Origin of the sequence: Neobacillus driksii, from assembly GCF_013409995.1 — a bacterium.
In the GTDB taxonomy this organism is placed as follows: Bacteria; Bacillota; Bacilli; order Bacillales; family Cytobacillaceae; genus Neobacillus; species Neobacillus driksii.
The window spans coordinates 343,674-368,462 of the sequence record NZ_JACCBX010000002.1 but is presented as its reverse complement, the minus strand read 5'-3'; the positions used below and the strand labels follow the sequence as shown (position 1 = coordinate 368,462).

Annotated in this window: 21 protein-coding genes and 5 pseudogenes; 22 read left to right on the top strand and 4 right to left on the bottom strand. The window is 37.3% G+C overall.

What is annotated here, in order from left to right; translation table 11 throughout:
* The first annotated feature begins 179 nt into the window (after positions 1-179).
* The gene (locus F4694_RS05010; protein ID WP_179595791.1) at positions 180-590 is read left to right on the top strand and encodes an HIT family protein; all 411 of its coding nucleotides are present in this window, start codon (positions 180-182) and stop codon (positions 588-590) included.
* 265 nt (positions 591-855) lie between these two features.
* On the top strand, positions 856-2,379 hold the full coding sequence (gene argH / locus F4694_RS05005; RefSeq protein WP_179595790.1) for an argininosuccinate lyase: 1,524 nt from the start codon (positions 856-858) through the stop codon (positions 2,377-2,379).
* A 169-nt stretch (positions 2,380-2,548) separates the two neighbouring features.
* On the opposite strand, the gene F4694_RS05000 is transcribed toward argH, so the two are convergent.
* Positions 2,549-3,277 carry a hypothetical protein gene (locus tag F4694_RS05000; protein WP_179595789.1) on the bottom strand — a complete coding sequence of 243 codons (729 nt, stop codon included), beginning with the start codon at positions 3,275-3,277 and terminating at the stop codon, positions 2,549-2,551.
* Positions 3,278-3,387: 110 nt separating this feature from the next.
* Here F4694_RS05000 and F4694_RS04995 point away from each other — a divergent pair, with 110 nt between their 5' ends.
* From F4694_RS04995 to F4694_RS04955, 9 genes and pseudogenes are all read left to right on the top strand, one after another.
* Positions 3,388-4,143, top strand: a complete 756-nt coding sequence (locus F4694_RS04995; RefSeq protein WP_179595788.1) for a gluconate 2-dehydrogenase subunit 3 family protein — start codon at positions 3,388-3,390, stop codon at positions 4,141-4,143.
* 47 nt (positions 4,144-4,190) lie between these two features.
* A complete protein-coding gene (locus F4694_RS04990; protein WP_179595787.1) occupies positions 4,191-5,906 on the top strand; it encodes a GMC family oxidoreductase in 1,716 nt (571 codons plus the stop codon).
* Positions 5,907-5,928: 22 nt separating this feature from the next.
* On the top strand, positions 5,929-6,120 hold the full coding sequence (gene tatA / locus F4694_RS04985; protein WP_179595786.1) for a twin-arginine translocase TatA/TatE family subunit: 192 nt from the start codon (positions 5,929-5,931) through the stop codon (positions 6,118-6,120).
* 232 nt (positions 6,121-6,352) lie between these two features.
* On the top strand, positions 6,353-7,876 hold the full coding sequence (locus F4694_RS04980) for a malate:quinone oxidoreductase (RefSeq protein WP_308806297.1): 1,524 nt from the start codon (positions 6,353-6,355) through the stop codon (positions 7,874-7,876).
* Positions 7,877-8,081: 205 nt separating this feature from the next.
* Positions 8,082-8,837, top strand: a pseudogene (locus tag F4694_RS04975) (class I SAM-dependent methyltransferase).
* A 229-nt stretch (positions 8,838-9,066) separates the two neighbouring features.
* Positions 9,067-10,338, top strand: a complete 1,272-nt coding sequence (locus F4694_RS04970; RefSeq protein ID WP_179595784.1) for an MFS transporter — start codon at positions 9,067-9,069, stop codon at positions 10,336-10,338.
* Between the two features lie 56 nt (positions 10,339-10,394).
* Entirely contained in the window at positions 10,395-10,853 is a 459-nt protein-coding gene (locus F4694_RS04965) for a GNAT family N-acetyltransferase (protein ID WP_179595783.1), read from the top strand.
* A gap of 111 nt (positions 10,854-10,964) precedes the next feature.
* Positions 10,965-11,261: pseudogene (locus tag F4694_RS04960) on the top strand (GNAT family N-acetyltransferase); the annotation flags it as partial.
* Positions 11,262-11,275: 14 nt separating this feature from the next.
* Entirely contained in the window at positions 11,276-11,737 is a 462-nt protein-coding gene (locus F4694_RS04955) for a GNAT family N-acetyltransferase (RefSeq protein ID WP_179595782.1), read from the top strand.
* A 16-nt stretch (positions 11,738-11,753) separates the two neighbouring features.
* Here the strand turns inward: F4694_RS04955 and F4694_RS04950 are convergent.
* Both F4694_RS04950 and F4694_RS04945 read right to left on the bottom strand, forming a co-directional pair.
* A pseudogene (locus F4694_RS04950) lies at positions 11,754-12,146 on the bottom strand (ATP-binding protein); the annotation flags it as partial.
* A 1-nt stretch (position 12,147) separates the two neighbouring features.
* Positions 12,148-12,407 (bottom strand): annotated as a pseudogene (locus F4694_RS04945) (IS21 family transposase); the annotation flags it as partial.
* A 94-nt stretch (positions 12,408-12,501) separates the two neighbouring features.
* On the opposite strand from F4694_RS04945, the gene F4694_RS04940 reads away from it, so the two are divergent.
* The 8 genes and pseudogenes from F4694_RS04940 to F4694_RS04905 all read left to right on the top strand — a co-directional run bounded on the left by F4694_RS04940 (position 12,502) and on the right by F4694_RS04905 (position 20,126).
* Positions 12,502-12,795 carry a DNA-binding protein gene (locus F4694_RS04940; protein WP_179595781.1) on the top strand — a complete coding sequence of 98 codons (294 nt, stop codon included), beginning with the start codon at positions 12,502-12,504 and terminating at the stop codon, positions 12,793-12,795.
* A 16-nt stretch (positions 12,796-12,811) separates the two neighbouring features.
* Positions 12,812-13,104, top strand: a pseudogene (locus F4694_RS04935) (VOC family protein).
* A gap of 405 nt (positions 13,105-13,509) precedes the next feature.
* The gene (locus F4694_RS04930) at positions 13,510-14,274 is read left to right on the top strand and encodes an SDR family NAD(P)-dependent oxidoreductase (RefSeq protein ID WP_179595780.1); all 765 of its coding nucleotides are present in this window, start codon (positions 13,510-13,512) and stop codon (positions 14,272-14,274) included.
* A gap of 198 nt (positions 14,275-14,472) precedes the next feature.
* Entirely contained in the window at positions 14,473-15,918 is a 1,446-nt protein-coding gene (locus F4694_RS04925) for an aldehyde dehydrogenase (RefSeq protein WP_179595779.1), read from the top strand.
* Positions 15,919-16,015: 97 nt separating this feature from the next.
* Positions 16,016-16,558 (top strand): TRAP transporter small permease, encoded by a 543-nt coding sequence (locus F4694_RS04920; RefSeq protein WP_179595778.1) that lies wholly within the window; start codon positions 16,016-16,018, stop codon positions 16,556-16,558.
* A 29-nt stretch (positions 16,559-16,587) separates the two neighbouring features.
* The gene (locus F4694_RS04915) at positions 16,588-17,856 is read left to right on the top strand and encodes a TRAP transporter large permease (protein WP_179595777.1); all 1,269 of its coding nucleotides are present in this window, start codon (positions 16,588-16,590) and stop codon (positions 17,854-17,856) included.
* Between the two features lie 83 nt (positions 17,857-17,939).
* Positions 17,940-19,013, top strand: coding sequence for a TRAP transporter substrate-binding protein (locus F4694_RS04910; RefSeq protein ID WP_179595776.1), 1,074 nt, complete (start codon positions 17,940-17,942; stop codon positions 19,011-19,013).
* 42 nt (positions 19,014-19,055) lie between these two features.
* Entirely contained in the window at positions 19,056-20,126 is a 1,071-nt protein-coding gene (locus tag F4694_RS04905; RefSeq protein WP_179595775.1) for a TRAP transporter substrate-binding protein, read from the top strand.
* Between the two features lie 63 nt (positions 20,127-20,189).
* On the opposite strand, the gene F4694_RS04900 is transcribed toward F4694_RS04905, so the two are convergent.
* A complete protein-coding gene (locus F4694_RS04900) occupies positions 20,190-21,095 on the bottom strand; it encodes a LysR family transcriptional regulator (protein ID WP_179595774.1) in 906 nt (301 codons plus the stop codon).
* Positions 21,096-21,317: 222 nt separating this feature from the next.
* On the opposite strand from F4694_RS04900, the gene F4694_RS04895 reads away from it, so the two are divergent.
* The 3 genes from F4694_RS04895 (at position 21,318) to F4694_RS04885 (ending at position 24,729) form a co-directional block, all read left to right on the top strand.
* Complete coding sequence (locus F4694_RS04895; RefSeq protein ID WP_179595773.1) at positions 21,318-22,955, top strand: flavin-containing monooxygenase; 1,638 nt, start codon at positions 21,318-21,320, stop codon at positions 22,953-22,955.
* Between the two features lie 70 nt (positions 22,956-23,025).
* The gene (locus tag F4694_RS04890) at positions 23,026-23,955 is read left to right on the top strand and encodes an alpha/beta hydrolase (RefSeq protein ID WP_179595772.1); all 930 of its coding nucleotides are present in this window, start codon (positions 23,026-23,028) and stop codon (positions 23,953-23,955) included.
* A 51-nt stretch (positions 23,956-24,006) separates the two neighbouring features.
* Positions 24,007-24,729 (top strand): SDR family NAD(P)-dependent oxidoreductase, encoded by a 723-nt coding sequence (locus F4694_RS04885; RefSeq protein ID WP_179595771.1) that lies wholly within the window; start codon positions 24,007-24,009, stop codon positions 24,727-24,729.
* Positions 24,730-24,789: the final 60 nt, after the last annotated feature.

Below are 24,789 nucleotides of genomic sequence, written 5' to 3'. Positions count from 1 at the left end.
ACCTAAACTATATGGATAAATTTTACATTGTTAATATCCTTTTAACAACCTTTTTGAAATGATTCTTCTCTAAGACTTTGGATGCTGTAGCGTACAGATCTAATTGGCTTACAAAGCAGGATTTTTAAATAATATAGTGGAATTAAGAAGTATCAACCTAAGTTTCAAGGAGTTTTATGATGGTAAAAGATTGTATTTTCTGTAATTTAGAGCTAGAGCCTAGCCAAAGGGTAATTCTTAGTAATGAGTATTGTATGTTTTTACAGTTGGAACAATCCGAAATAAAAGGTAGTCAACTAGAAGGTGCAGGTCTTATTGTTCCAATTAAACATAGAGAAACCGCATTTGATTTGACTCGAGAAGAATGGGACGCAACATACACTCTCCTTAAAGAAGTAAAAAAATATTTAGATGAAGAATACCAACCGCAAGGATATAACCTTGGTTGGAATTGCGGTGAAGTTGGCGGGCAACATATCTTTCATGCACATTTTCATATTTTACCCAGGTATTCAGATGAGGCCCTGGCAGGTAAAGGAATTCGTTATATGTTTAAAGGTAAAGCGAATGTAAGAAACAAAGAACTTTGAAAGAGATAGAAAGTGAGCTTTATAAAGTGGTAAAAAAAATCACTCCATAAAAATGCACATTTCCTAAATCGGGAATATACGATAGAAATATTTGAGAACACCGGAATCTTAAGAAAATGACGTGAAACTGATCACGTCATTTTTTTATTTACTATTCCTTTGTAGATTTCTTACTAATTCCCTCTTTGCCTGGGTAAAAACACAAATGCAAATTTTTTTCATATTTTAAATTATAAATATTGAGAGACAGAGGGGATGGACCAATGTGAAAATCTCACTTCGAGAGCTATTCTTAAAAAAAGAAGGTATTACTTTTCCTTCTAAAACCTATACATCCTTGGTACTTGAACCTGCCTATATTGAGGCAAAGCAACAATTTATTGACTCTATGGTGGAAATCCATTATGCCCATTTAATCATGCTTGTAGAACAAGGGCTTGTTGGAAAAGAAGAAGCAGAAAAAATTGCGAAAGCAGTTTCAAACGTAGATATCGAAGATGTTAAAAGAAGGAGCTACACGGGTGAGTTTGAAGATTTATTTTTTGAAGTGGAACATTCATTAATCGAGGAAGCAGGTGATATTGCAGGAAATCTTCATATCGCTAGAAGCCGAAATGATATGGGGATTGCCATTTATCGCATGACATTACGAAAGAAACTATTAATATTAATAGAAAAGGCGTTAACACTTCGCGAAGGTCTTATTGAATTGACCGACGAGCATAAAGAAACCGTGATGATTGGATATACACATACCCAACAGGCGCAGCCAACCACATTGAGTCATTACTTAAATGCGATGACTGACATGCTTACACGTGATATTTATCGCCTTCAAGCAGCCTATAAAACAGTAAATCGCAGCAGTATGGGAGCTGCGGCATTAACAACATCGGGATTTCGGATTAATCGAGAACGGATGAAGGATCTTCTTGGCTTCGAGGACCTGATTGATAATGCATGGGATGCTGTTGCAGGTGCAGATTATATAGCTGAGACTGCCACTGCCGTTCAGTTGTCCGCATTAAATTTAGGTAGATCGATGCAAGATTTCTTACTATGGGGCACCCAGGAGTATGGTGCATTTCTTCTTTCCGCACCATATGTACAAATTAGTTCCATCATGCCGCAAAAAAGAAACCCTGTTTCAATCGAGCATATGAGGGCCCTTTTATCTAGTGTAGCAGGCGATTGCCAGACGGTTTTACTCATGGTTCACAATACGCCTTTTGGAGATATTGTTGATACAGAGGATGATATGCAGCCATATATATGGAAAGCGATTGAAAGACTCGGAGGCATCTATGATTTATTAACATCTGTTTTACTCACGATGGAAGTGAATAAAGAAACCCTGCTGAAAAGAGCAAAGGAAAGCTTTGCGAACGTCACTGAATTGGCAGATACCATTGTGCGAAAAGATGGACTATCCTTCCGTCAGGCTCACCATGTGGTAAGTTCAACAGTTAAGGAATTAATGAAAAATGGAAAAATTTCATTAGAATCCTTAACATTGGATCTTTTAAACGAGCAATCGAAAAAGGTTGTAGGTAAGGAATCTGTTTTAACTGAAGAAGAATTAAAACGATGCTTGAGTCCTGAATATTTTGTTCGAATCCGTGACCTACAAGGCGGACCTAGCCCAAGCCGGATGGAAAAAACAATCAAGGTTCGAATACAGGAACAGGAAGAATTAGAAAGCTGGTTGAAGGAAAAACAGGACCATTTGACCACATCGGCTTCTAAGGTTAAGGAGATCATTACGAAATGGACTGGAGTTAATGAATAAAAACACAATCAAACTATCTACAGTCATAGTCAGGTTGTAATTCGGTGGATTAGATGTATAAAGAGTATTAAAAACGAGTGTTTGGTGTTAAGAACCGTGAAACACTCGTTTTTATTTATATCCTAGAAAAAGCAGCAATTTTATTATCCCTACACTTTTCCCATACTGTTTATTTTTCCCTTGTCATTTTTACCAGCGTAATAATATCTCGTGAAACGGTATCATATGGAACGGATTCCGCTTTTAAATTGTTTTTAATCTTTTCAATTAGCACAACTGCTTCGGGATTTGTTACTGTAAGGGTTTGAACATTTCCATTAAAGACTTTGTTCATATAACTTTTTGCCTTGTCGAGGTTATCATCCACGTCTTGGGCAGCTGTGTTGTTCATATTAGCAGCATCTTTTTTGTTTTGGTCTTTTCTAGACATTCCATCGACACCATTGAGGACATGTTCCTGCATAGAATCGTATTGATTGGAAGTCACTTCAGGGGTTGCACGTGCAAGGATGACTGTGTCATCTAAAACAAATACCTTAATCCCATTGATTCCTTCACCGCCCAATCTTGATTCAAGGTGAGAAGAAATCCCGCCCTCATTCAAACCTGAGCTCCCAATTAAACTATATACATTTGTTCCTGCTCCATGAGAGGTTCCCCCATGTTCATCCGTAGTTTGTGTTTTTTCCCCGTTTTCACTAGGTATAATTAAGCCATCATTCATATTTCTTGTATTAATACTTTTATCATAGACGCTTGTTTGATGCGCTCCGTGTGTGTCATCATGTTGACTTTCTTCGGCTTTAACAGATTCATCAAGTAGATTTTGTTGACCTGAGCATGCTGATAGGAATAAGGCAGCACTAATTATAGCCGCATTTTTCCAAGTTTTTTTCATTATTTACCACCTCATAAAAATAGATTTAAGGTTATCATGCCCAACTATTTTTTACGTATGAATGAATTTTTTTGGGGTAATCTATCCTTAAAATGTAGGAGGTGGATTTTATGGCAGATAACTCCAAACAACAAGAAAAGAAGGAATCACTTTCTCGCCGCAAATTCCTCAAAAGTTCTGGAATTGCGGTTGGGGGATTGGCTGTAGGCGGTGCTTTAGGCAGTTTACTTCCCTTTAAAGAAAAAACAACGAATAATCCAGTCGTTAAAAACCAACAAGTGGCAGAAAACTATAATCTAGCATTAATGTATTTTACTCGAGAACAATTTAAAATGGTTGAAGCCGCAACGGAGCGTATTTTTCCGGCTGATGATAATGGACCAGGTGCGAAGGATTTAGGTGTGGCATATTTTATCGATCACCAATTAAGTGGGGATTGGGGCTTTAATTCAAGGGAATACATGCAGCCGCCCTTCTTTAAAGGAGAAAAAGTCCAAGGATATCAAGGTCGGCTAAGACGACGCGAAATTTTCGATATTGGTTTACGTGAATTACAAAACCACAGTTTAACGAAGTATAAAAAGAATTTTGTTGAGCTTAGCGAAGAAGAACAAGACGATATTTTAACTGATTTTGCAGAAGACAAGGTTAACCTTACGACGCTTTCACCAAGTGGTTTTTTTAACATGCTACGGAGCAGTACTTTAGAAGGGGTCTATAGTGATCCATTGTACAGCGGAAATCGAAATATGGACGGATGGAAAATGAGAAATTACCCAGGCAGTCAAATGGCTTATACAGAAGTCATTGATAAAGAATTTACTGTTATTCCTCCAAAAAGCCTAAAGGACCACCTTGGTCATTAAAGTATTTGAAAGTTTGCACTAAATCGACTATGAATGAGGTGTAAGAAGTGGCAAAGACATTACCAAAAGTTGATGTTGTCATTGTTGGTGTTGGCTGGGCAGGCGGGATTATCGCGGCAGAGCTAACGAAGCAAGGTTTAAATTGTGTTGGATTGGAAAGAGGTAAAGAGCGAAAAACAGAGGATTATTTTATGATGCACGATGAACTCCGTTATGCTCTTAGGTACGACATGATGCAGAGTCTTTCGAAGGAGACCATTACGTTCAGAGGAAATGAAAGAATCAGAGCTCTGCCAATGCGGCAATATGGTTCCTTTTTAATAGGGGAGGGACTAGGGGGTTCGGGTGTTCACTGGAACGGGCAAAACTATCGCTTCCTCCCTTACGATTTTGAAATTCGCAGCAAAACGATTGAAAGATACGGTGAAAAAAAGATTCCTCAGGATATGACCATTCAGGATTGGGGCATTACCTATGATGAATTAGAACCCTATTTCGATAAATTTGAAAAAATGGCTGGGATCTCAGGCGAAGAAAACCCGCTTGCTGGGAAAAGATCGAGTCCATATCCAACACCGCCGATGAAAACAACACCTGCACTTGAAAAATTTAGGAAGGCGGCTAACAAATTAAAGCTCCATCCCTATAATCGTCCTTCTGCAAATCTTTCAGAACCCTACACCAATCCTGACGGAGTTTCACGTGCAGCATGTCAATACTGTGCCTATTGTGAAAGGTTTGGCTGTGAATATGGGGCAAAAGCTGATCCTGTTGTGACTGTTATTCCAGTAGCAAAAAAGACTGGGAAATTTGAAATTCGCACGCATTCCAATGTCAGACGTGTCTTGAAATCCGGCAATAAGGCAACCGGAGTTATGTATGTGGATACTACAACAGGAGAAGAGATTGAACAGCCTGCGGATATTGTGGTGTTAACAAGTTATGTATTTAATAATGTTCGGTTATTATTACAATCGGGTATTGGCCGTCCCTATGACCCTGTAACGGGATCAGGTGTGATTGGGAAAAATTATGCTTACCAAGTCCAAAAAGGGAATGCAACCGGCTTTTTTGAAAAAGAAGAATTTAATACCTATGCCGGAGCAGGTGCTCTCGGTATGGTGGTAGATGATTTTAATGGCGACAACTTCGATCACTCCAATCTTAATTTTATTCATGGCGGCTCGATTGCCATTTCTCAAACCGGCTTGCGGCCGATATCCAATAACAAAGTTCCAAAAGGTACTCCGACATGGGGGAAAGAATTTAAAGCCAATTCGATTAAATATGCAAATCGGGTTCTATCCGTTGGCGGACAAGGTGCAAGTATGCCATTTAAGCATCATTATCTTGATCTTGATCCGACATACAAGGATGAATTTGGCGATCCATTAATTCGGATTACCTATGATTTCGAAGAGCAGGACCGTCAATTAGCCAAGTTTTTATCTGATCGGTGTGTAGATATTATGAAAGAAATGGGCGCAGATAAAATTGAATCTATGGAGGAACTGGGTCCTTATGATATAACCACCTATCAATCCACCCATAATACTGGGGGTATCATAATGGGGGCAGATCCAAGTACTTCTGCCGTCAATAATTATATGCAAATGTGGGATGCTGATAATATTTTTGTCGTTGGTGCCACAGCATTCGCCCATAATAGCGGCTATAATCCAACCGGCACTGTCGGGGCATTCGCTTATCGAGCAGCTGAAGGGATTTTAACCTATAGACAAAAAGGCGGAATATTAGCTTAAAACGCGCGAAGAGGAGGAAAATATGCTTTCGAATATTGGCATCCCAGGGTTAATTCTCATTTTAATCATCGCATTAATCATTTTTGGTCCTAAAAAACTTCCAGAAATTGGTTCGGCATTTGGAAAGACATTATCCGAATTCAGACGAACTGCCACTTCTATCATTGATGAAGAAGAGGAAGTTCTTGAAAGTAGTAAAAAACAGCAGCCATAATTAATATAAGACCACAGCCTTAACTGTTGCAAAATCCGGGTTAAGGCTTTTTTTCGTTTACTTAGAACCTGTTGAGGATTTCTCCCTTTTTAAAATCTTTTAAATAATTTATAATTATCATATAATAGTATATAATTAATCTATAAACAATGTATATGTTAATAATAGAGACAGAAAAGGTGTGTGACTCGGTCGCGCCTGCCTTGGTGTGACGCTTATATTTTTTCTGCAAATTTTAGTGAAAAGGTTGATAAAAATGAGCAACGGGGAAACTAAAACAGACGTCATATTGATTGGCGCCGGAATCATGAGTGCCACTTTGGGGACAATCTTAAAAGAATTAGTACCACAATGGGAAATAAAAGTATTTGAGAAACTTGAAAACGCTGGAGAAGAAAGCTCTAACGAATGGAATAATGCGGGAACGGGGCATGCGGCACTGTGCGAGCTTAACTACACAACCGAAAAACCCGATGGATCTGTAGATATTAGTAAAGCGATAAGCATCAATGAGCAGTTCCAGGTTTCTATGCAGTTTTGGTCTTACCTTGTAAACAGCGGGTTGATTCAGAATCCACAGGAATTTATCAGACAATTGCCTCATATGAGTTTGGTACAAGGGGAAGAAAATGTAAGCTTTTTAAAGAGACGTTTTGAAGCGCTCACAAAAAATCCTCTTTTCCAAGGGATGGAGTTTTCGGAAGATCCGGAAAAACTGATGGAATGGATTCCGCTTATTATGGAAGGCCGAAAATGGAATGAACCTATTGCGGCAACAAAAATTGACACGGGAACGGACGTCAATTTTGGTGCATTAACACGTATGTTGTTTACCCATTTAGAAAATAAAAATGTTGATGTTAAGTACAATCATAGTGTGACTGACCTTAAACGAAACAGCGAGGGCTTATGGGAACTGAAGGTTCAAAATCAGTTTAGTGGAAATGTTAAACGCCACACTGCAAAATTCGTCTTCATCGGAGGCGGAGGAGGAAGCTTGCACTTACTGCAAAAATCCGGTATACCTGAAGGGAAAAATATTGGAGGATTCCCAGTAAGCGGAATCTTTATGGTATGTAATAATCCTGCTGTTGTAGAGCAGCATCATGCGAAAGTATACGGAAAAGCAAAGGTCGGCGCTCCGCCAATGTCTGTGCCACATCTTGACACAAGATTCATTGATAATAAGAAAACATTGTTATTTGGACCATTTGCCGGGTTCTCACCTAAATTCCTGAAAACGGGTTCTATGCTCGATTTAGTAACTTCTGTAAAGCCGAATAATGTTTTAACGATGTTAGCGGCAGGCGCAAAAGAAATGCCTTTGACCAAATACTTGATCCAACAAGTGTTGTTATCAAAAGAACAGCGTATGGAAGAATTACGTGAATTTATCCCGAGCGCTAAAAGTGAAGATTGGGACTTAGTCGTAGCAGGGCAGCGTGTACAGGTTATTAAAGATACTGAGGCAGGAAAAGGAACGCTGCAATTTGGAACTGAGGTAATTACTGCTTCCGATGGCTCAATCGCAGCATTACTTGGGGCTTCTCCAGGTGCTTCTACTGCCGTTCATGTTATGCTTAAGGTCATCAAAAAATGCTTCCCGCAACAAACAATAGAGTGGGAACCAAAAATTAAGGAAATGATTCCTTCTTACGGTGTGTCACTAATGAAAAACCCACATTTGCTTAGCGAAATTCATTCATCGACTGAGCAGTCGCTCGGCCTGACAGATAAAGAGCTGGCTTATAATTAGGTCATTTGCTACAGAAAACAGTAATATAATAATCAAAAGGCAGAAGGTTTGCAAGTATTCATTCACAACTTGTAAATTTTCTGCTTTTTTTAATTCCTTACAAAAAGTCTCGTCAAACGGTTGTTCTAATAAAAAGTAGCTTCCGATATTAATTATTTGTACCGTGTATGAGTGTTTAACGATTGTGAAAAAGGAGGGATTTCTTATGGAACCAACCGATAAATTCAGCGGGAAGACCGATGTGTATTCAAAATCTCGCCCCAGTTACCCAAATGAGTATATCGATTATTTACTTTCAATAAATTCTTTGAATGAGACTAGTAGGGTTGCAGATATCGGTTCAGGGACAGGCATTTTAACCCGGCAGCTTTTGGAGAGAGGTGTCAGCGTTGTAGCGGTGGAACCGAATGGTGACATGAGAACAAAAGCTGAACAAGACTTACAACAGTTTGAACATTTTACTTAAATTAAAGGCTCAGCTGAAGAAACTACATTACCTGACAATAGTTTGGACCTGGTTATAGCCGCTCAAGCTTTTCATTGGTTTGACCAAGAAAAGTTCAAATTAGAATGTAAACGGATTTTGAAGCAGGACGGAAAGGTTGCACTGGTTTGGAATAATAGAGATTTCAGCAGCCCGCTGATTAAGGAAAATGCCGAGATCTTTAAAAAATATTGTCCGAATTTTTATGGGTTTAGCGGTGGTATTGGTGATGGGGAGGAAATATTTAATCAATTTTTCCTGTTTGGACAATATGAACTTAAATGGTTTCCTAATGACTTAGTCATGGATTTAGAAGGCTTCCTTGGCAGGAACCTCTCAGCGTCCTATTCACTAAAAGAGTCAGAAAAGGAATATAAATTCTTTGTTGAGGCTATCGGAAACCTATTTGTAAAATACAGTCATAATGGAAAAATCGTCATGCCGAATTTTACCCGGAGTTATCTAGGCCAGGTGTAGGTATAACTATTCTCAATCAACCCATAAAAAATATTGTAGCAGAGTAATTCAGTGACTTTACTCTGCTTTCTTATTGAATGGAGGATATGGAAAGAGAAATAAGATGATGCTTCCTAATAAAGTCTTGAAGTTTAGACAGATATTCACTAGTATAATATTGTTTAGTTTATAATGTTATTATCAACTGGATAGGGTTTAACAAAAATTCAAAGTGAAGAGGATATTCAACATGAACAAACAGGAAAGCAGCTACAGATGGGTTGTTTTTAGTACCGTCTTATTGGCTTACTTTATCATAATAAGCCAAAGAACTGCTCCAGGACTTATAACGGATCAGTTAATGAAGGATTTTCATGTCTCAGCTGCTGTTATAGGTCTAATGAGCAGTTTTCAATTTTTTGCTTATGCAGGATTTCAAATTCCGGTAGGCTTATTATCAGACAGGTATGGTCCCAATCGATTTCTTATTTTAGGAACGATTCTTACTGGAATAGGCTGCATTATTTATTATTTTTCACCAAATGAATATGTACTGATTCTTTCTCGCTTTTTGGTTGGTATAGGAGATTCGATGATCTTTGTCAACCTGGTTATCATTTTGAGCCAGTGGTTTAAAGCAAATGAATTTGTAAAATTATTGGGTATGATTTCACTAGTTTCGAGCCTAGGCTCCTTAATGGCTACTGTTCCCTTTTCTGTGTGGATTTCATTCGCAGGTTGGCGAACACCATTCTTAACTATAGGTATCATTTTAGTATTATTATCTTATCTTCTATATACTGTGCTTGTTTTGAAACCTAAAAAAATCTTTAAAAATGATTCCGATATGAAAAAGAAAAGGAATAAAAATCGAGAAAGTGTTTGGAAAATTCTCCGCCGAACTATTTCTGAACGTCAGGCTTGGGCAACGTTTCTGTGTCACTTTGGGCTGGTTGGGGCGTATGTCGGATTTATCGGTTCATGGGGTGTACCATATGGAATTCATGTACTGGATTTATCCCGTTCAGAAGCTAGCCAGCTCATGATGTATGGTCTTTTTGGAGCCATTCTTGGCGGTCCTTTAATGAGCTGGATTACAAGCAGACTTGGAACTATAAAGAAAGTTTATACGTTTGTGCACATCATTACCTTTTTAAGCTGGGGAGGATTGTTTTTAACAGGTGTGAATCCTTCATTTATTTTAGTAGTAGTTTTGTTTTTCCTTGTAGGTTTTGGTAATGGTGCAAGTGCATTGACGTTCGCTGTTGTGCGGAAATCCTTCCCTATAGAAGAAGTAGGGGTTGTGACAGGATTCTCTAATATGGGTGGATTTATTAGCGCCGTTTTGTTACCAATTGTTTTTGGAAAGGTACTAGATTTATTTCCTAAAGATTCTATCAATATTGGATATCATTATGGATTTATCATTCCTGTTCTGTTTTCCTTTATTGGAGCGATAGGAGCCATAATGATCAAAGAGGAAAAAACTGAAGAAAAGAATGTTTTAAATGATTTACAATGACTTATAAAATTAGTGTACTTCACCAAAGCAAGATAGGTTGAGGGAGGGATATTTTTATGAAAATTATTGAGCTTCAAACGGGGAATGAATTTTTGGAGGAAGGCATTGAAGTATTTTGGAACGTATGGGGAACCGAAGATAATTATAAGTTTTACGAGGATTGTATTCTTCATTCTGCTGAAACTTCAGAAGACCTTCCAAGATTCTATGTCGCAGTGGAAAATGGAAAAATTATTGGCACGTATGCTATCTTGAGAAATGATATTAATAGCCGTCAAGATTTATGTCCTTGGTTTGCATGCCTGTTCGTTGATAAAGCATATCGGGGGCGAAAATTAGGCGCGAAGCTTTTGGAACACGGTTTGAGTGAGGCTGCTAAAAAAGGGTATAAGAAGCTTTATTTGACTACTGATTTGGAAAATTATTATGAAAAATATGGATGGGAACATAATGGAGTTGCCTATGGTCCAAGCGGGGGTCATTTGAAAATTTATGAAAAAAGTACTGGTATTTAAACAATGAACAGTATGATAATAGTGGACTCGGGCACCATTCATCCCTCCATTTGAAAACTACTTTCATTAGCCACCTCATAGGAGAAAGTCGAAAGAGAATATGAGAACTATGTAAAATGCCCGAACAGGACCTTATTTGCTTTTGAATTAGAAGGTAAAAATGTTGGCTGTATAGGTGTTGAGATTAGTAGTTTAAAATTATGCGAAATTAAACATATTGCTGTTTCTTCAGAGCAAAGAGGAAAAGGGATCGGCAGTATAATGATCAGTTCTATTTTAGAGATGTATCCATCGGTACATGCTGAAACTGATTCCGACGCTGTTGAATTTTATCGTAAATATGGTTTCAAGATAACGAGCTTAGGAGAAAAGTATCCTGGTGTCGAAAGATTGTTATGTGAATACTAGGGGGAGTTTTTGATATGAAAAAAATGAAAACAGTTGAACTAGTGCATTTTTCTATTAAGTATGAAACTGAATTACATTCTTTCGAACTACAGGAAGAGCAGGAGCAATTTACTGCATTACCAAAAAAGATAACAGAAATAGCCGATGGACACGATGGACAATACCGGATTGTTATTCTCAGCGAAAATGAGCCTGTTGGTTTCTTTCAATTACACTCAACCGACCGGGTAAAGGATTACTCCGATAATCCAAGAGCGATGCTGCTTACCGCATTTTCGATTAATCATGTTCACCAAGGGAAGGGCTATGCCGAGCAAGGGATGTCTTTATTAAGTGAGTTTGTCCAAAAAGAATTTCCTGATTGCAATGAAATTGTGTTAGCTGTTAACCACAAAAATATCCCGGCACAAAAGCTCTATATGAAGGTTGGTTTTCAAGATATAAATGTCAACACAAATATGTACACTTTCGCTTGAATAAGAATGTACAAAATCACTCATTTTCCTTCGCTAAATGATTCCTTAAACGATATGATTCTCCTATGATTGTAACGACAGTGGCGTGATGCAATATTCGATCTAATATTGCGTTTGCCAACTTCGGCTCTTGGAAGATCTCATCCCAAGATTTAAAATTCACATTTGTGGTTAATATGGTACTTCGCTTTTCATAACGCATATCAATTAGCTGGAAAAAAAGCTTCGCATCTTCGGCATCAATCGGTAAATAGCCAATTTCATCGATAATGAGTAGTTTGTACTTGGTATAATGTTTCAAACGAGCTTCTAAACGATTTTCAAGGCGTGCTCTCTTCAGATTTTGAATGAGTTCATGGCACTTGATAAAATACGTGCTTGTTCGTTTCTTTGCTGCCGCAATTCCTATCCGAACAATCTTGGCCATGGTTATCTTTTAAATATTGCCATAGTACCCTCCGGTAGTAGAACACTTGCTTAGAGTCCTCGGAGAGAAGTGCTGCGATTGTCTCATAATACTCATCAATTTTGGAGGGTTTCTCTCTCTTACTTTTGGGTATAAAACCATTTAAATATTTGTCAATCGATGCTCCATTAGTGGTTTGAATTTTGGTAAGTCTGAAAGACTAATAATCTCAAAATTAGTTTCAACATTTAGTGTTATGTACATACTAATCACCCCACGATTAGTATGAATTGAGCAATCAATTTTGTACATCTTTATTCAAGCATGATTGTACATATTTAAATTAGCATTTCTAAATATGGATATTAGTTTTTTTTGGATTGGTGCAGGTTTAACGGCTCTGGGGTATTTTATTGGTGATGGCCTTAAGAATTTTAAAAATCCTAGAGGTAGCTTCTCCGGATATCCAGCACTTATAAAAGAAAATGAGTTACATCTTTATCTAGGATTAAGTAAAGAGGAAGTGAGTGAATTGCTCCTCAAATATCCGGAAGTACCCAAAATCGAATTGAAAGGTACTACATATTATCAATATCAACAATTTAGAGAATGGTTTTCTTCTATTAATCTGAATAAGAAAATAGACATTTAAGGATTGGAGAGTATGAATGAATCCAATAATAAACCAGGTCGTAACCATTTTTATACCGGTTAGTAATGTAGAAAAAGCGCGTAATTGCTATTGTGACATCTTGGGGTTAGAAAGCAGTGGAGAGATATTATACGGACATTTGTTTATTGTCTGATGAACGGGACTGGAATTGTGCTCGATAGTAAGATTTATTCAGAGGAAACAAGATTAAAAACTCCTCTTTTTCATTTTAATACGATTAATATCGAACAAGCCTATGAGTATATGAAGAACAAGAATGTCAAACTAACAACGGCTATCGGGCATTAATGGTTTGTCAGTGTTGATTACTTTAAAGTTATTAGTACTTGTTTAATAAAACGTTAGACACCTTCTATTATAGGTGTCTAACGTTTTTTACTAATATATAGGTTATATATAGATCTGATGACCCTAAGGTAAAAATTAATTTCTAAATAATTGACTAGATATTATGATAGGCACTAGTTTTAATTTAACATTTTGTTTACTAATTACTAAACTTTTATCTAATTTACAGTCATTAATTAATTACCTATAATGAATTTAAATTTAGAAAATTCTATTTTTTCTGAAATAGGTACAAAAGGAGGATAGGATAAGTTTAATTGGATGGTAGGAAACAAATCTTTTCCAAAACTTAAAATGTAAGCGTTTAAAAAATAAAAATTAAATTGGAAGAAGGAGATTTATTATATGAGATTGGATGGTAAAGTAGCAGTGATCTCTGCAGCTGCATCAGGAATGGGTCGTGCAGGTGCTAACCTTTTTGCTAGAGAGGGTGCGAAGGTTGTTATTTTAGATATCAACCAAGAACAGGGTGATGAAGTGGTTGAGGAGATCAAACTCAATGGTGGAGACGCGCAATTTTTTAAAACGGATTTATTAGATTTAGAAGCTATAAAGCAAGTTATTCAAAGAATTGAGGGACAGTATGGCAAGATAGATATTTTATGGAATCATGTAGGTACTCCCGGTCCGGGTGGTGTAGAGAATGTAGAGGAAAAAGACTATGACTTTGCCATGGGACTAAACTTGAAAAGTGGATTTTTTACTACTAAATATGTACTCCCGGCAATGAGAAAAGCTGGCGGAGGATCCATTATCTTCACGTCTTCCGTTTCCGGACTGATTGCGTCTCCATATAGTGTTGTTTATTCAGCGGCAAAAGGTGCCGTAGTAAACATTGTTCGATCACTTGCAGTAAATTTGTCAAAGGACAAAATTCGAGTAAACGGTATTTGCCCTGGTCTTACAGAGACGCCAATGTTAGTCCAGTTTATGACAAGGTCAGAAAATGATGATCTCGAAAAAAACAAGCAATTTATTTTGGACAAAATTCCTCTAGGAAGATTTGCGCGACCAAATGATATTGCAAATGCTGCTCTTTTTCTTGCATCAAATGAATCAGAGTATATCAGTGGTGTGAATCTGCCTGTAGATGGAGCATACACTGCTTAAATTTTCAGCATTAAATTGATAGCGTTTACAATTGTAACATCTACAGGTCGGAAAAACGACCAATCTGCAATAAATAACGATAAACAGGGGTTGGAGAAAACCACTCTTCTAACTATATTTCTTATTTTAAACCCTAGGCGGGGAAGGTATCTAACTTAAATGACTAAAAAAGAGATTTTATTAAACGAGGAGGAAAAGATGGAGATTTATAATAAGTTATTTATTGGCGGTGAATGGGTAAATAGTAGTTCCGAAAAGCAGATGGATGTCATAAATCCAGCAACCGAAGAGGTTTGGGCACAAGTTCCTGAGGGAAATGCAGATGATGTTGATCGTGCTGTAGAAGCTGCACGAAAGGCTTTTAACGGTCCTTGGAAAAGGATGAGTACGTATGAACGGTCTGCGATTTTAAGGAAAATGGGCGATTTAATGGAGGAAAATGCTAATTTCCTTGCGGCTCTTGAGACAAAAGAAAATGGGAAGCCCCTCCACATAACAACAAGAGAAGCAAAAATGTATAACCAATGGTGGTACTATTACGCGGGTATCACTGACAAAATTCATGGGGAAACAATCCCATTTGAGGACCATAAGCATATTTTCACCATAAGAGAACCGATCGGGGTAGTGGCCGCAATCATTCCATGGAATGGTCCAATCCAATTACTAACGTGGAAATTGACGGTAGCTTTAGCAACAGGAAATACCATCGTCGTCAAACCTGCTGAAACATCACCTGTAACAGCGTTAGAAATAGCCAAACTTTCAGAGCTAGCCGGTTTTCCTCCAGGGGTTATTAATGTTGTGACAGGATATGGGTCAGTCGTTGGCGATCGGATAAGTTCCCATCCTGATATAGATAAAATTGCCTTTACCGGGTATGGAGATACAGCTAGGAAAATTATGAAGTCTGCAGCTGAATCTAGTAATATTAAAAGATTTTCTTTCGAGTTAGGTGGAAAATCTCCAAATATTATTTTTCCAGATGCAGATTTAGATAAAGCACTTAATGCTGCAGTTGAACATGGCTTCGCTATCACTGGACAGTCTTGTGCACTATCCTCAAGAGTTCTCGTGCATCGAGATATTTATGATGAATTTATTGTGAAATTTAAAGAAAAGGCTGCACAGATTAAAGTTGGTAATCCTCAGGAACAGGTAGACATTGGTCCACATGCTCATAAGCAACAATTGGAAAAAACGTTGAGCTATATCCAAATAGGAAAAGAAGAAGGAGCCGAACTAATTTTAGGTGGAGATCGACCTCGTCACTTGAAAAAGGGATACTATGTCAACCCAACTCTGTTTGTAAATGTTAAACCCTCGATGAGGATTGCGCAAGAGGAGATATTTGGACCAGTAGTTAGTGTGATTCCATTTTCTTCTGAAGAGGAAGCGATTGAAATTGCCAATGGTGTTTCTTATGGGTTAACAGCTGCTGTATGGACGAAGGATATCGCAAGAGGTCATAGAATGGCAAAAGCATTACAATCAGGGATGGTTTGGTTGAATACCTATCGTTATACTCGATGGGTCACTCCATATGGCGGCTATAAATCTAGCGGAGTTGGCAGAGAGAATGGTTTGGAATCAATTAAAGACTTTACACAGGTAAAGACCGTTGTAGTTGATTTGGAAGGTTAATGATAAAACACGTCGATTTATTGCTTAGAAATAGGAAATGGAGACAAATCATTTTGTCCTCCATTTCTTAAAAAATCGGGAAAAGGGGGGCCAAATTGTGAATAGCATTAAAAGGCTGGAATCGTCTACTAGGGTACTAGATAAAATATTAGAAGTTTCTTCGTTATCATTATTAATTATTAGTACGATCTTGGCGCTATTTAATATCGCAATGAGATTCTTTTTTGATACAACTTATTCATTGGTTGAAGAACTGTGCCGCTACACGATAATTTATGGAACTTTCATGTATCTGGGTCCATTAATAAAAAAGGATGAACATATTAAGATGGATTTTCTTAATAGCGTCTTAAAAGGTAGATTGTTACAAATAAATAGTCTATTAATCAATATCATTTTATTGGCTTCCTGTGCTGTTCTTTTTTGGACGGGAACCCAATGGGTCATTTCATTATTTCAATTAGGAATTAAAACAACCTCGGGGACCATGCTGCTTGCACTTCCTTCTTTAGCCGTTCCAATTGGAATGTTTTTTGCTTGTGTTTATTCTATTCTCCTAATAATTATAGATTATAGAAAAATTCGTGATAATTATGATGAGAGTCTTGCACCGAAGGAAATAAAGGAGCTCGATATATAAATTATTAAAAAGCAAAGGAGGGGATATTTGTGATTTTACTAGGATTCATCGTATTTATGATATTACTTTTTATTGGTGTTCCTATCTGGTTAGCATTGGGTATCGGTGGGGTGTTTTGGGGTGTATTCCTAATTGGTTTACCATTAGAGAGTATCCCAACTCAATTTTTCATTTCAACAGATAGTTGGCTTTTACTAGCGATTCCATATTTCTTGCTGGCAGGTAATCTCATGACCTATATGGGACCCGCCTATAAAATGTTAAAAGTTGTCAATGATTTAGTTGGTCATTTTCGTGGTGGAATCCCTGCAGCCGCCGTTATCACATGTGCAGTATTTGGAGCACTATCAGGGTCTTCAATTGCAACCGTTGTCGCAGTAGGAACTTTGATGATCCCACAAATGAAAGCTTTAGGCTACTCGATGCAGAATAGTATGGGAATTGTGGCTTCTGCCGGAACTTTAGGATCTATGATCCCTCCTAGTATATTCTTCGTATTATATGCTTCTATGGTTGGAGCAGATGTAGGAGATCTTTTTATTTCAGGAATTATCCCAGGTATTTTCATTTCGATTGTGTTAGTGATTACGGCTGTGCTCGTCAGCTCAAAAGAAAAAGCCTCAGTGAAAGAGAAAAGCTCCTTTTCAACCATTAAAAAGTCATTCATAGAGGCCATTCCATCTTTGTTTATGCCAGTTATCGTATTAGGAGGAATCTATACAGGTACATTTACCCCAACAGAATCAGCGGCAGTTGCTGTTTTATATGTGCTGCTCATAAGCTTTATTTTTAATAGAAAAGACTTTACACGTGAGAATCTCGTTAAAAGTATAAAGAGCTCAATGATGACGACTGCAGTTATCTACATTATTTTAGGTGGAGCTCAATTGTTTTCAACAGCACTAATGTACACACAGCTTCCACAAGGAATTACAAGAGCTTTGACTGAGCTATCATTGTCTCCATGGATCATCATGCTCTTAATTTTACTGCTTTTCTTTGTTCTAGGGACATTCTTGGAACCTATCCCTATCCTCTTTATTACAATGCCTATCCTCTATCCTGTGGTAACTGGTTTAGGTTTTGATGCCATCCATTTTGGTATCGTGACCTGCGCATTAATGATGATCTCACAAATAACCCCGCCAGTAGGAGGAAGTCTATTCGCATTATCAAGTTATTTTAAAGAAAATGTTAGTGTTGTCGTGAAAGGTTCTATGCCTTACATGTATGCTCTAATCATTGCTGCTATCATACTTTTATATGTTCCTTGGCTAAGTACAGCTTTAGTTAGATAAGCTGTGGATTGACTCTATCTAAGGGGAATAGACAAAACTCGTAATAAAATCTATCCATAAATTGGATAAAGGGGGATATTCATTTGAAGAAGGTATTGAGTGGAATTTTGATTCTAATGGTATTCATCATGACTGCTTGTGGTGGAACATCTGAAACAAGTAATGGACCACAGAAGGGAAATAACGGTTCTAGTAATTCAAAGGACGAAAAATATGTATTTAAAGTATCACATGGGCATCCACCAACCTCGCACCAACATAAGCTTCTTGAATGGTACAATGACGAAATTAGCAAACGAAGTAATGGGAGATTATCGCTGGAAATTTACCCGAGCGGACAATTAATGCCATCTGGGCAAGAACTTCAAGCAATGCTCAATGGTCAAATTGATATGGCCATACCTATTTCCTCCGTCATTGGCAGCATCGATCCGATTTGGTATATTTTTGAATTACCTTATTTATTTGAATTCAATAATGATGATCCTTCCGTATTTATTAAGCATAAGAGAGCCTTTTTTGATAGTGAAAAAGGTGGTGGGGTGATAAAAGCGAAAACAGAGGAGCATGGGTTAAAAGTACTATCCATGTCACAAGATTATTACAGCTCATTTTTTACAGCTGATAAAGATAAAATGATTACTGATTTAAAGAGTGCAAAAGGTCTGAAAATAAGATCTACAGGAGGCACCATTCTAAATGACACCATCGAAGCATTAGGAGCAAGTGCAACGGTGGTCGACCCGTCAGAAGTAGTAACGGCTATCCAACAAGGAGTGATTGATGGTGTAACCACAACAGCCTTTTATGCTCTGGCAAATTATCCTATCAAAACCTGGACATCAGCACCTATGAATAATTACACATTGACTGTCATGATGTCACAAAAGAAGTTTCAATCGCTGCCTGCCGATTTACAAGAAATTCTTATTGAGACTGGTGAAGATTTGGATAAATATCTTGATGAAATTTCATTAGAAGCTATTAAAGAGATTTATGATAAGGGTGCAAAAGAAAAAGGGGTGGAAGTCTATCTCCCAACGAAAGAAGAACATGATGAGTTTAAGAAAGTTCTAGTACCTTTACAAGCTGAATGGGCTAAAACAGTAGAAGATGGTAAAAAATTACTCGATGAGGTAGAAAACACTAGACCATAAAAGAAATGCTAAGACCCATTAAAATATAGGGGGAAATCTATAATGAAGAAACAGTTCTTTATTGGAGTGTTAATCTTGTTGATGCTAATTGTGACAGCGTGTGGAGGAGCAAAAGAAACGAGTCAAGAGCTATCTAAGGGAATTAATGATAACTCTAGTGGTGAAAAGTATGTTTTCAAAGTATCTCATCCTTATCCCCCAACATCTCTGCAGCAAAAGACACTTGAAAGGTACAATGATGAAATTGAAAAACGGAGTGATGGAAAATTATCGCTTGAAATTTATCCAAGTGGTCAATTAATGCCGCCTGGACAAGAAATTCAAGCATTGATAAATGGACAAATTGATATGGCCCTTCCGATTTCATCGGTAATTGGAAGTATTGATCCGATTTGGTATCTATTTGAATTACCTTATTTGTTTGAATTCAGTAAGGAGGATCCTTCTCTCTATTTCAGACATAAGAGAGCATTTATGGATAGTGAAAAAGGTGGAGGGGTAATCAAAGCAAAGACAGAGGAACATGGATTAAAAGTAATGTCAATGTCTCAAGATTATTACAGTGAAATCTTTACGACTGGTAAAGATAATATGATTACAGATTTAGAGAGTGCTAAAGGTCTGAAAATTCGTTCAACGGGAGGGACCATGCTGAATGACACAATTTCAGCCTTAGGAGCCAGTGCAACTGTGGTGGACGCAACAGAAGTAGTAACTGCTGTTCAACAAGGAGTTATTGATGGTTTAGCCTCATCCGCCTACTATGCTCTTGGCAACTATCCTATTAAAACGTGGACTTCTGTTCCGATAAATTCCTACACCTTGACAGTCATGATGTCTTTAAAGAAATTTGATTCCCTTCCAAAAGATTTGCAGGACATTATGGTTGAGGCTGGTAAAGATTTAGATAAATATCTTGATGGAGTTTCATTAAAGAATCTGCAAGACCTTTATGATAAAGGTGCGAAAGAGAAAGGCATTGAAATCTATTTTCCTACCGAGGAAGAACACAATGAGTTTAAGGAAGTACTCTTACCTTTACATGACAAATGGTCAAAAACGGTTAAAGGCGGTCAGGAATTACTCGATGAGGTAGAAAACACTAGACCATAATTATTAAATGAATAGGGCTGACTAAAACCATTTTTTAGTCAGCTGTTATTTTTTTCCGATTTTTTAACAGAAAACGACAAGTTCCTCTTTAAGGAATTCTACTAATTGCTTAAATGCAGTAGATTGGTTCTTTTTTCTCGAATAGACAATCCCGTAGGAAATATAATCCTGATCATAATTTGTTAATGTAATCGGAATGAGATTTCCTTTAAGTATGTCTGGATCCGTTTTTAAAAATACTTCTGTAAAAAGGGATACAGCATCCTCTTCAATAATTAGATTTTTTACGGTGTCTAAATTATTGGAAATAAATAAATCCTTTACATCACCAAACTTTGATTTGAATGGCTTTAAGAAATTCAAGAAAGTTTGACTGTTATAAAGGACGACAGGTTGATTTACAAATTCTTGTGGAGTCATTTTACCAACAGAGGCGAAGGGTGAATTTTTGCTGACAAGGATTTTAATCTTTGTCTTGAATATTTCCTCGAAGAATATGTCACTAGTATTTAAATTTGAATATTTGTAAGTGCCGATAACACCTATATCGGATTTAAAAGTTTTGATATCTTCATGAAGTGCCATCGATTCACCTTCATTAATTTTAATCAAAACATCTGGATATTTTGATTTATACCATGATAGGTTCTTCAGTAGAACGGGATAAACACCTGGAGTCAAAGCTAGTTTTATTTCTTCTTGGTTCTTTGTATTCGGTAATGTAGAAAATTCTTTCAACTCTTGAACTTTTGCTAATACTTCTTCTGCTTTTGTGACTATTTGTTTACCATGTTCTGTAAGTATTGCACCAGCCCGCGAACGCTTAAATATTTTTGTGCCTAATTCTTCTTCAAGACTCGTAATGGCTTGACTAATTCCAGCTTGAGAGACAAATAGATTTTGAGATGCAACAGAAATATTTCCGACTCTAGCAACCTCTAATAGGTATTCTAATTGTGAAATATTCAATTATCATTTACCTCCTTGTAGAAATAGAATCTTTGAATTTAATTGTAAGTGCTTACATTATTGAGCGATCGTTATGTATGGTTACGTAAAAAGAGTTGGTTCCTATAACATTTTCTTAAAGTTTAGATAAACATATACTTATTTTACAATAAATAGGCCAAATAATAAAATGAAAATATAGAATATTTTTAAAATTATAATAATTATTAGGAGGATTTTATTTTGGAAAATACAGAAACAAGGGTTAGAAAATTGGATGCAGTGGTCGTCGGTGCTGGGTTTTCAGGGATGTATATGCTTCATCGATTAAGAGAAGCGGGACTTTCAACAACTGTTATTGAAGGAGCAGATGGTGTTGGGGGCGTTTGGTATTGGAATCGGTATCCAGGGGCTCGGTGTGATTCCCTGAGTATTTACTATAACTATACCTTTTCTGAAGAATTATATCGAGGTTGGACTTGGACAAAAAAGTATCCTGAACAACCGGAAATTTTACGGTACTTGAACTATGTTGCTGATTCTTTAGATCTCCGGAAGGATATCCAATTTGAAACAAAGGTCGTTTCTGCACATTATTTCGAAGAGCGTAATAAATGGGTAATAGAAACAGACAAAGGCGACAGAATTGAAGCAAAGTACTTCATTACAGGTGTAGGTTGTATTTCAGCGTCTAATATTCCAAATTTTAAAGGCTTAGAATCTTTTAAAGGGCAATGGTATCACACGGCACACTGGCCACATAAAAAGGTTGACCTCCAAGGGAAAAAAGTGGGAATCATCGGGACGGGATCGTCAGGTATTCAAGCGATTCCAGTCATTGCAAAAGAAGCTGATCATTTGACAGTATTTCAACGAACTCCACAATATTCGATTCCTGCTAGAAATAGATCACTTGAACAAGATGAAATTCAGAAAGTAAAGGACAATTTTCCAGAAATAAGAAAAAGTATGAGAGAATCTAGGGCTGGATCACCTCGTGAATATAAGTTTGAAAGCCTTCAACATGCAACACCTGAAGAAAGAGAAAAAGTAATGGAGGAACTATGGGAAAAAGGCGGTCCAGACTTAGTTGTAGCTTCGTTTATGGATGTTCTTACGAATGAGGAAACGAACGAGGCTGTAGGCAGATTTGTTAGAAAAAAGATACGTGAAATAGTGAAGGACGGCGAAATTGCCCAAAAACTAACTCCATCCTATCCTATTGGAACTAAACGAATTGTAATTGATACGGATTATTTTGAGACATATAACCGTGATAATGTCACTTTAGTTGATGTCAAAAAGACACCTATACAAGAAATAACATCAAAGGGAGTTAAAACTAGTGAAGCAGAATATGATCTTGACATTCTTATTTTTGCAACTGGATTTGATGGAATGACTGGACCTTTATTGAAAATGGATATTCGAGGAAAAGGAGGTATCTCATTAAGAGAAAAGTGGGATAACGGCGCACAGACTAGAACCTATCTTGGAGTGGCTAATGCAGGATTCCCCAATTTCTTTATGATAACCGGTCCAGAGAGCCCATCTGTATTAGGTAATGTGCCAGTTGCGATTGAACAGCACGTAGAATGGGTTGCGGATTGTATCGAGTACCTCAGAAAACACGGCATTGAAAAGATTGAAGCAGAAGTGAAAGCTGAAGATGAATGGAGCAAACATTGTAGAGAGATGGCAGAAAAAACGCTCTATATGAAATCTGAATCCTGGTATAACGGTGCTAACATTGAAGGGAAAGCTAAGAGGTTCCCCATTTATGTGGGGGGATACGGTCATTATAGAAAAATATGTGATGAAATAGCTTCAAAGAATTATGAAGGCTTTATTTTAACAGCTACATCAAGTACAGTTTCTTAGAAATAAATAATGATGTGAATGTTAGTTACTTATTGCTGCAAGAAAACTAATTTTGGAGGGAAGAGGTTGAATGGCTAAGTTAGTACCGGAAGCACAGGCATATGTCACAGCATTTAATCAATTACCGGATTTCTCAACTATGGACCCGGAAGATGTTAGAGCTATTATGGCCCAAGCTAAAAAAATTGATATGGAAATAGATCAAGTGGCAAAAGTGGAAGATAGAGAAATCTTTGTAGGTTCTGAAGGTAAAATCACTGTTAGGATTTATATCCCTGAGGGTGAAGGACCTTTCCCTATTTTTATTTATTATCACGGTGGCGGCTGGGTTCTAGGTAATCTGGACGGAGTAGATCCGAGTTGTAGAGTTCTCGCAAATAAAACAAAATGTGTTGTGATTTCAGTTGATTATCGACTTGCTCCTGAATTTAAATTTCCAATACCTGCTGAAGATTCCTATGCTGCCTTAACATGGGTTAATGAAAATGCTGTTCTTTTTAATGGAATCGCTTCCAAAATTATTGTTGGTGGCGATAGTGCAGGCGGGAATCTTGCGACTGTTGTTTCGATGATGTCTCGGGACAGAAAAGGACCTGACATCTCTGCACAGGTATTACTTTATCCGGTTACAGACTTATCCTATGACACAGAATCTTATTATGAATTTGCAGAAGGTTATGCCCTTAATCGAAATTTAATGAAATGGTTTGGTACTCATTATATTAGGAATGAAGAGGATAGGATAAATCCTTATGTAGCACCGCTCATTAGTGGGAATTTACATGACCTTCCACAAGCATTTATTATAACTGCTGAAAACGATGTACTCCGAGATGAAGGTATTGCCTATGCAGAACGGCTCATGGAAGCTGAGGTAAAAGTGATATATAAAGTTGAAAGCGGTTTAGTTCACGGTTATTTTTCAAACTATTCATTTTTTAAAAAAAGTATAGAAAAGACTGTCGGGAGTATTAAACAGTTTTTAAGTTCACTAGATTAGTAACACAAAGTTGTTCTTCTATATTGAAATTCAAAGAAAAACGGAGGCTTTATGAATTTAATAGAAAAAGTAGCTATAGTAACCGGGGGAGCCAGCGGGATAGGATTAGCCACAGTTAAGAACTTTATTGAAAACGGTGCAAAGGTTATGATTGCAGACATCAATGAGGAAGGAGAAAAAATCTCCAGGGATCTTGGTGCCTCATTTATAAAGGTTGATGTAACAAAAGAAGAAAACATAAAAATGATGGTTACTAAGACCGTTGAACAATATGGGAAGCTTGATATTGCAGTAGCAAGTGCAGGCGTTAGTTTGGGACCGGGAAATATTGTGGAGGTAAACTACGATAAATGGCTTAAAGTAAATGACATTAACTACAATGGTACTTTCTTAACAAATAAATATGTAATTGCCCAAATGTTAAAGCAAGGGAGTGGGGGGGCCATCATTAATGTAGCCTCTATGTTCGGACTTGTCGGCGTTCCAAGTCATGCTCCATATTCTGGTTCAAAAGGTGGGGTGGTGAATTTAACCCGAGCTGCAGGGACTTCTCATGCAAGAAATAATATTAGAGTGAATGCAGTTTGTCCAGGCGTTATTGCTACGCCATTAACCTCAGAGGAAACACGGATGGCTTTTGCTGAGAAACATCCAATGGGACGGATAGGACAGCCCGAAGAGGTAGCAAATGTAATAAATTTCTTAGCGAGTGATGCGGCTTCCTTCGTAACAGGATCATGTATTGCAGTCGATGGAGGATATACTGCTATATAACAAACGAGTACTTTATAGAAGAAGTATTGAGAGTTCCAAAGATTTTATAAAGGGAGATAG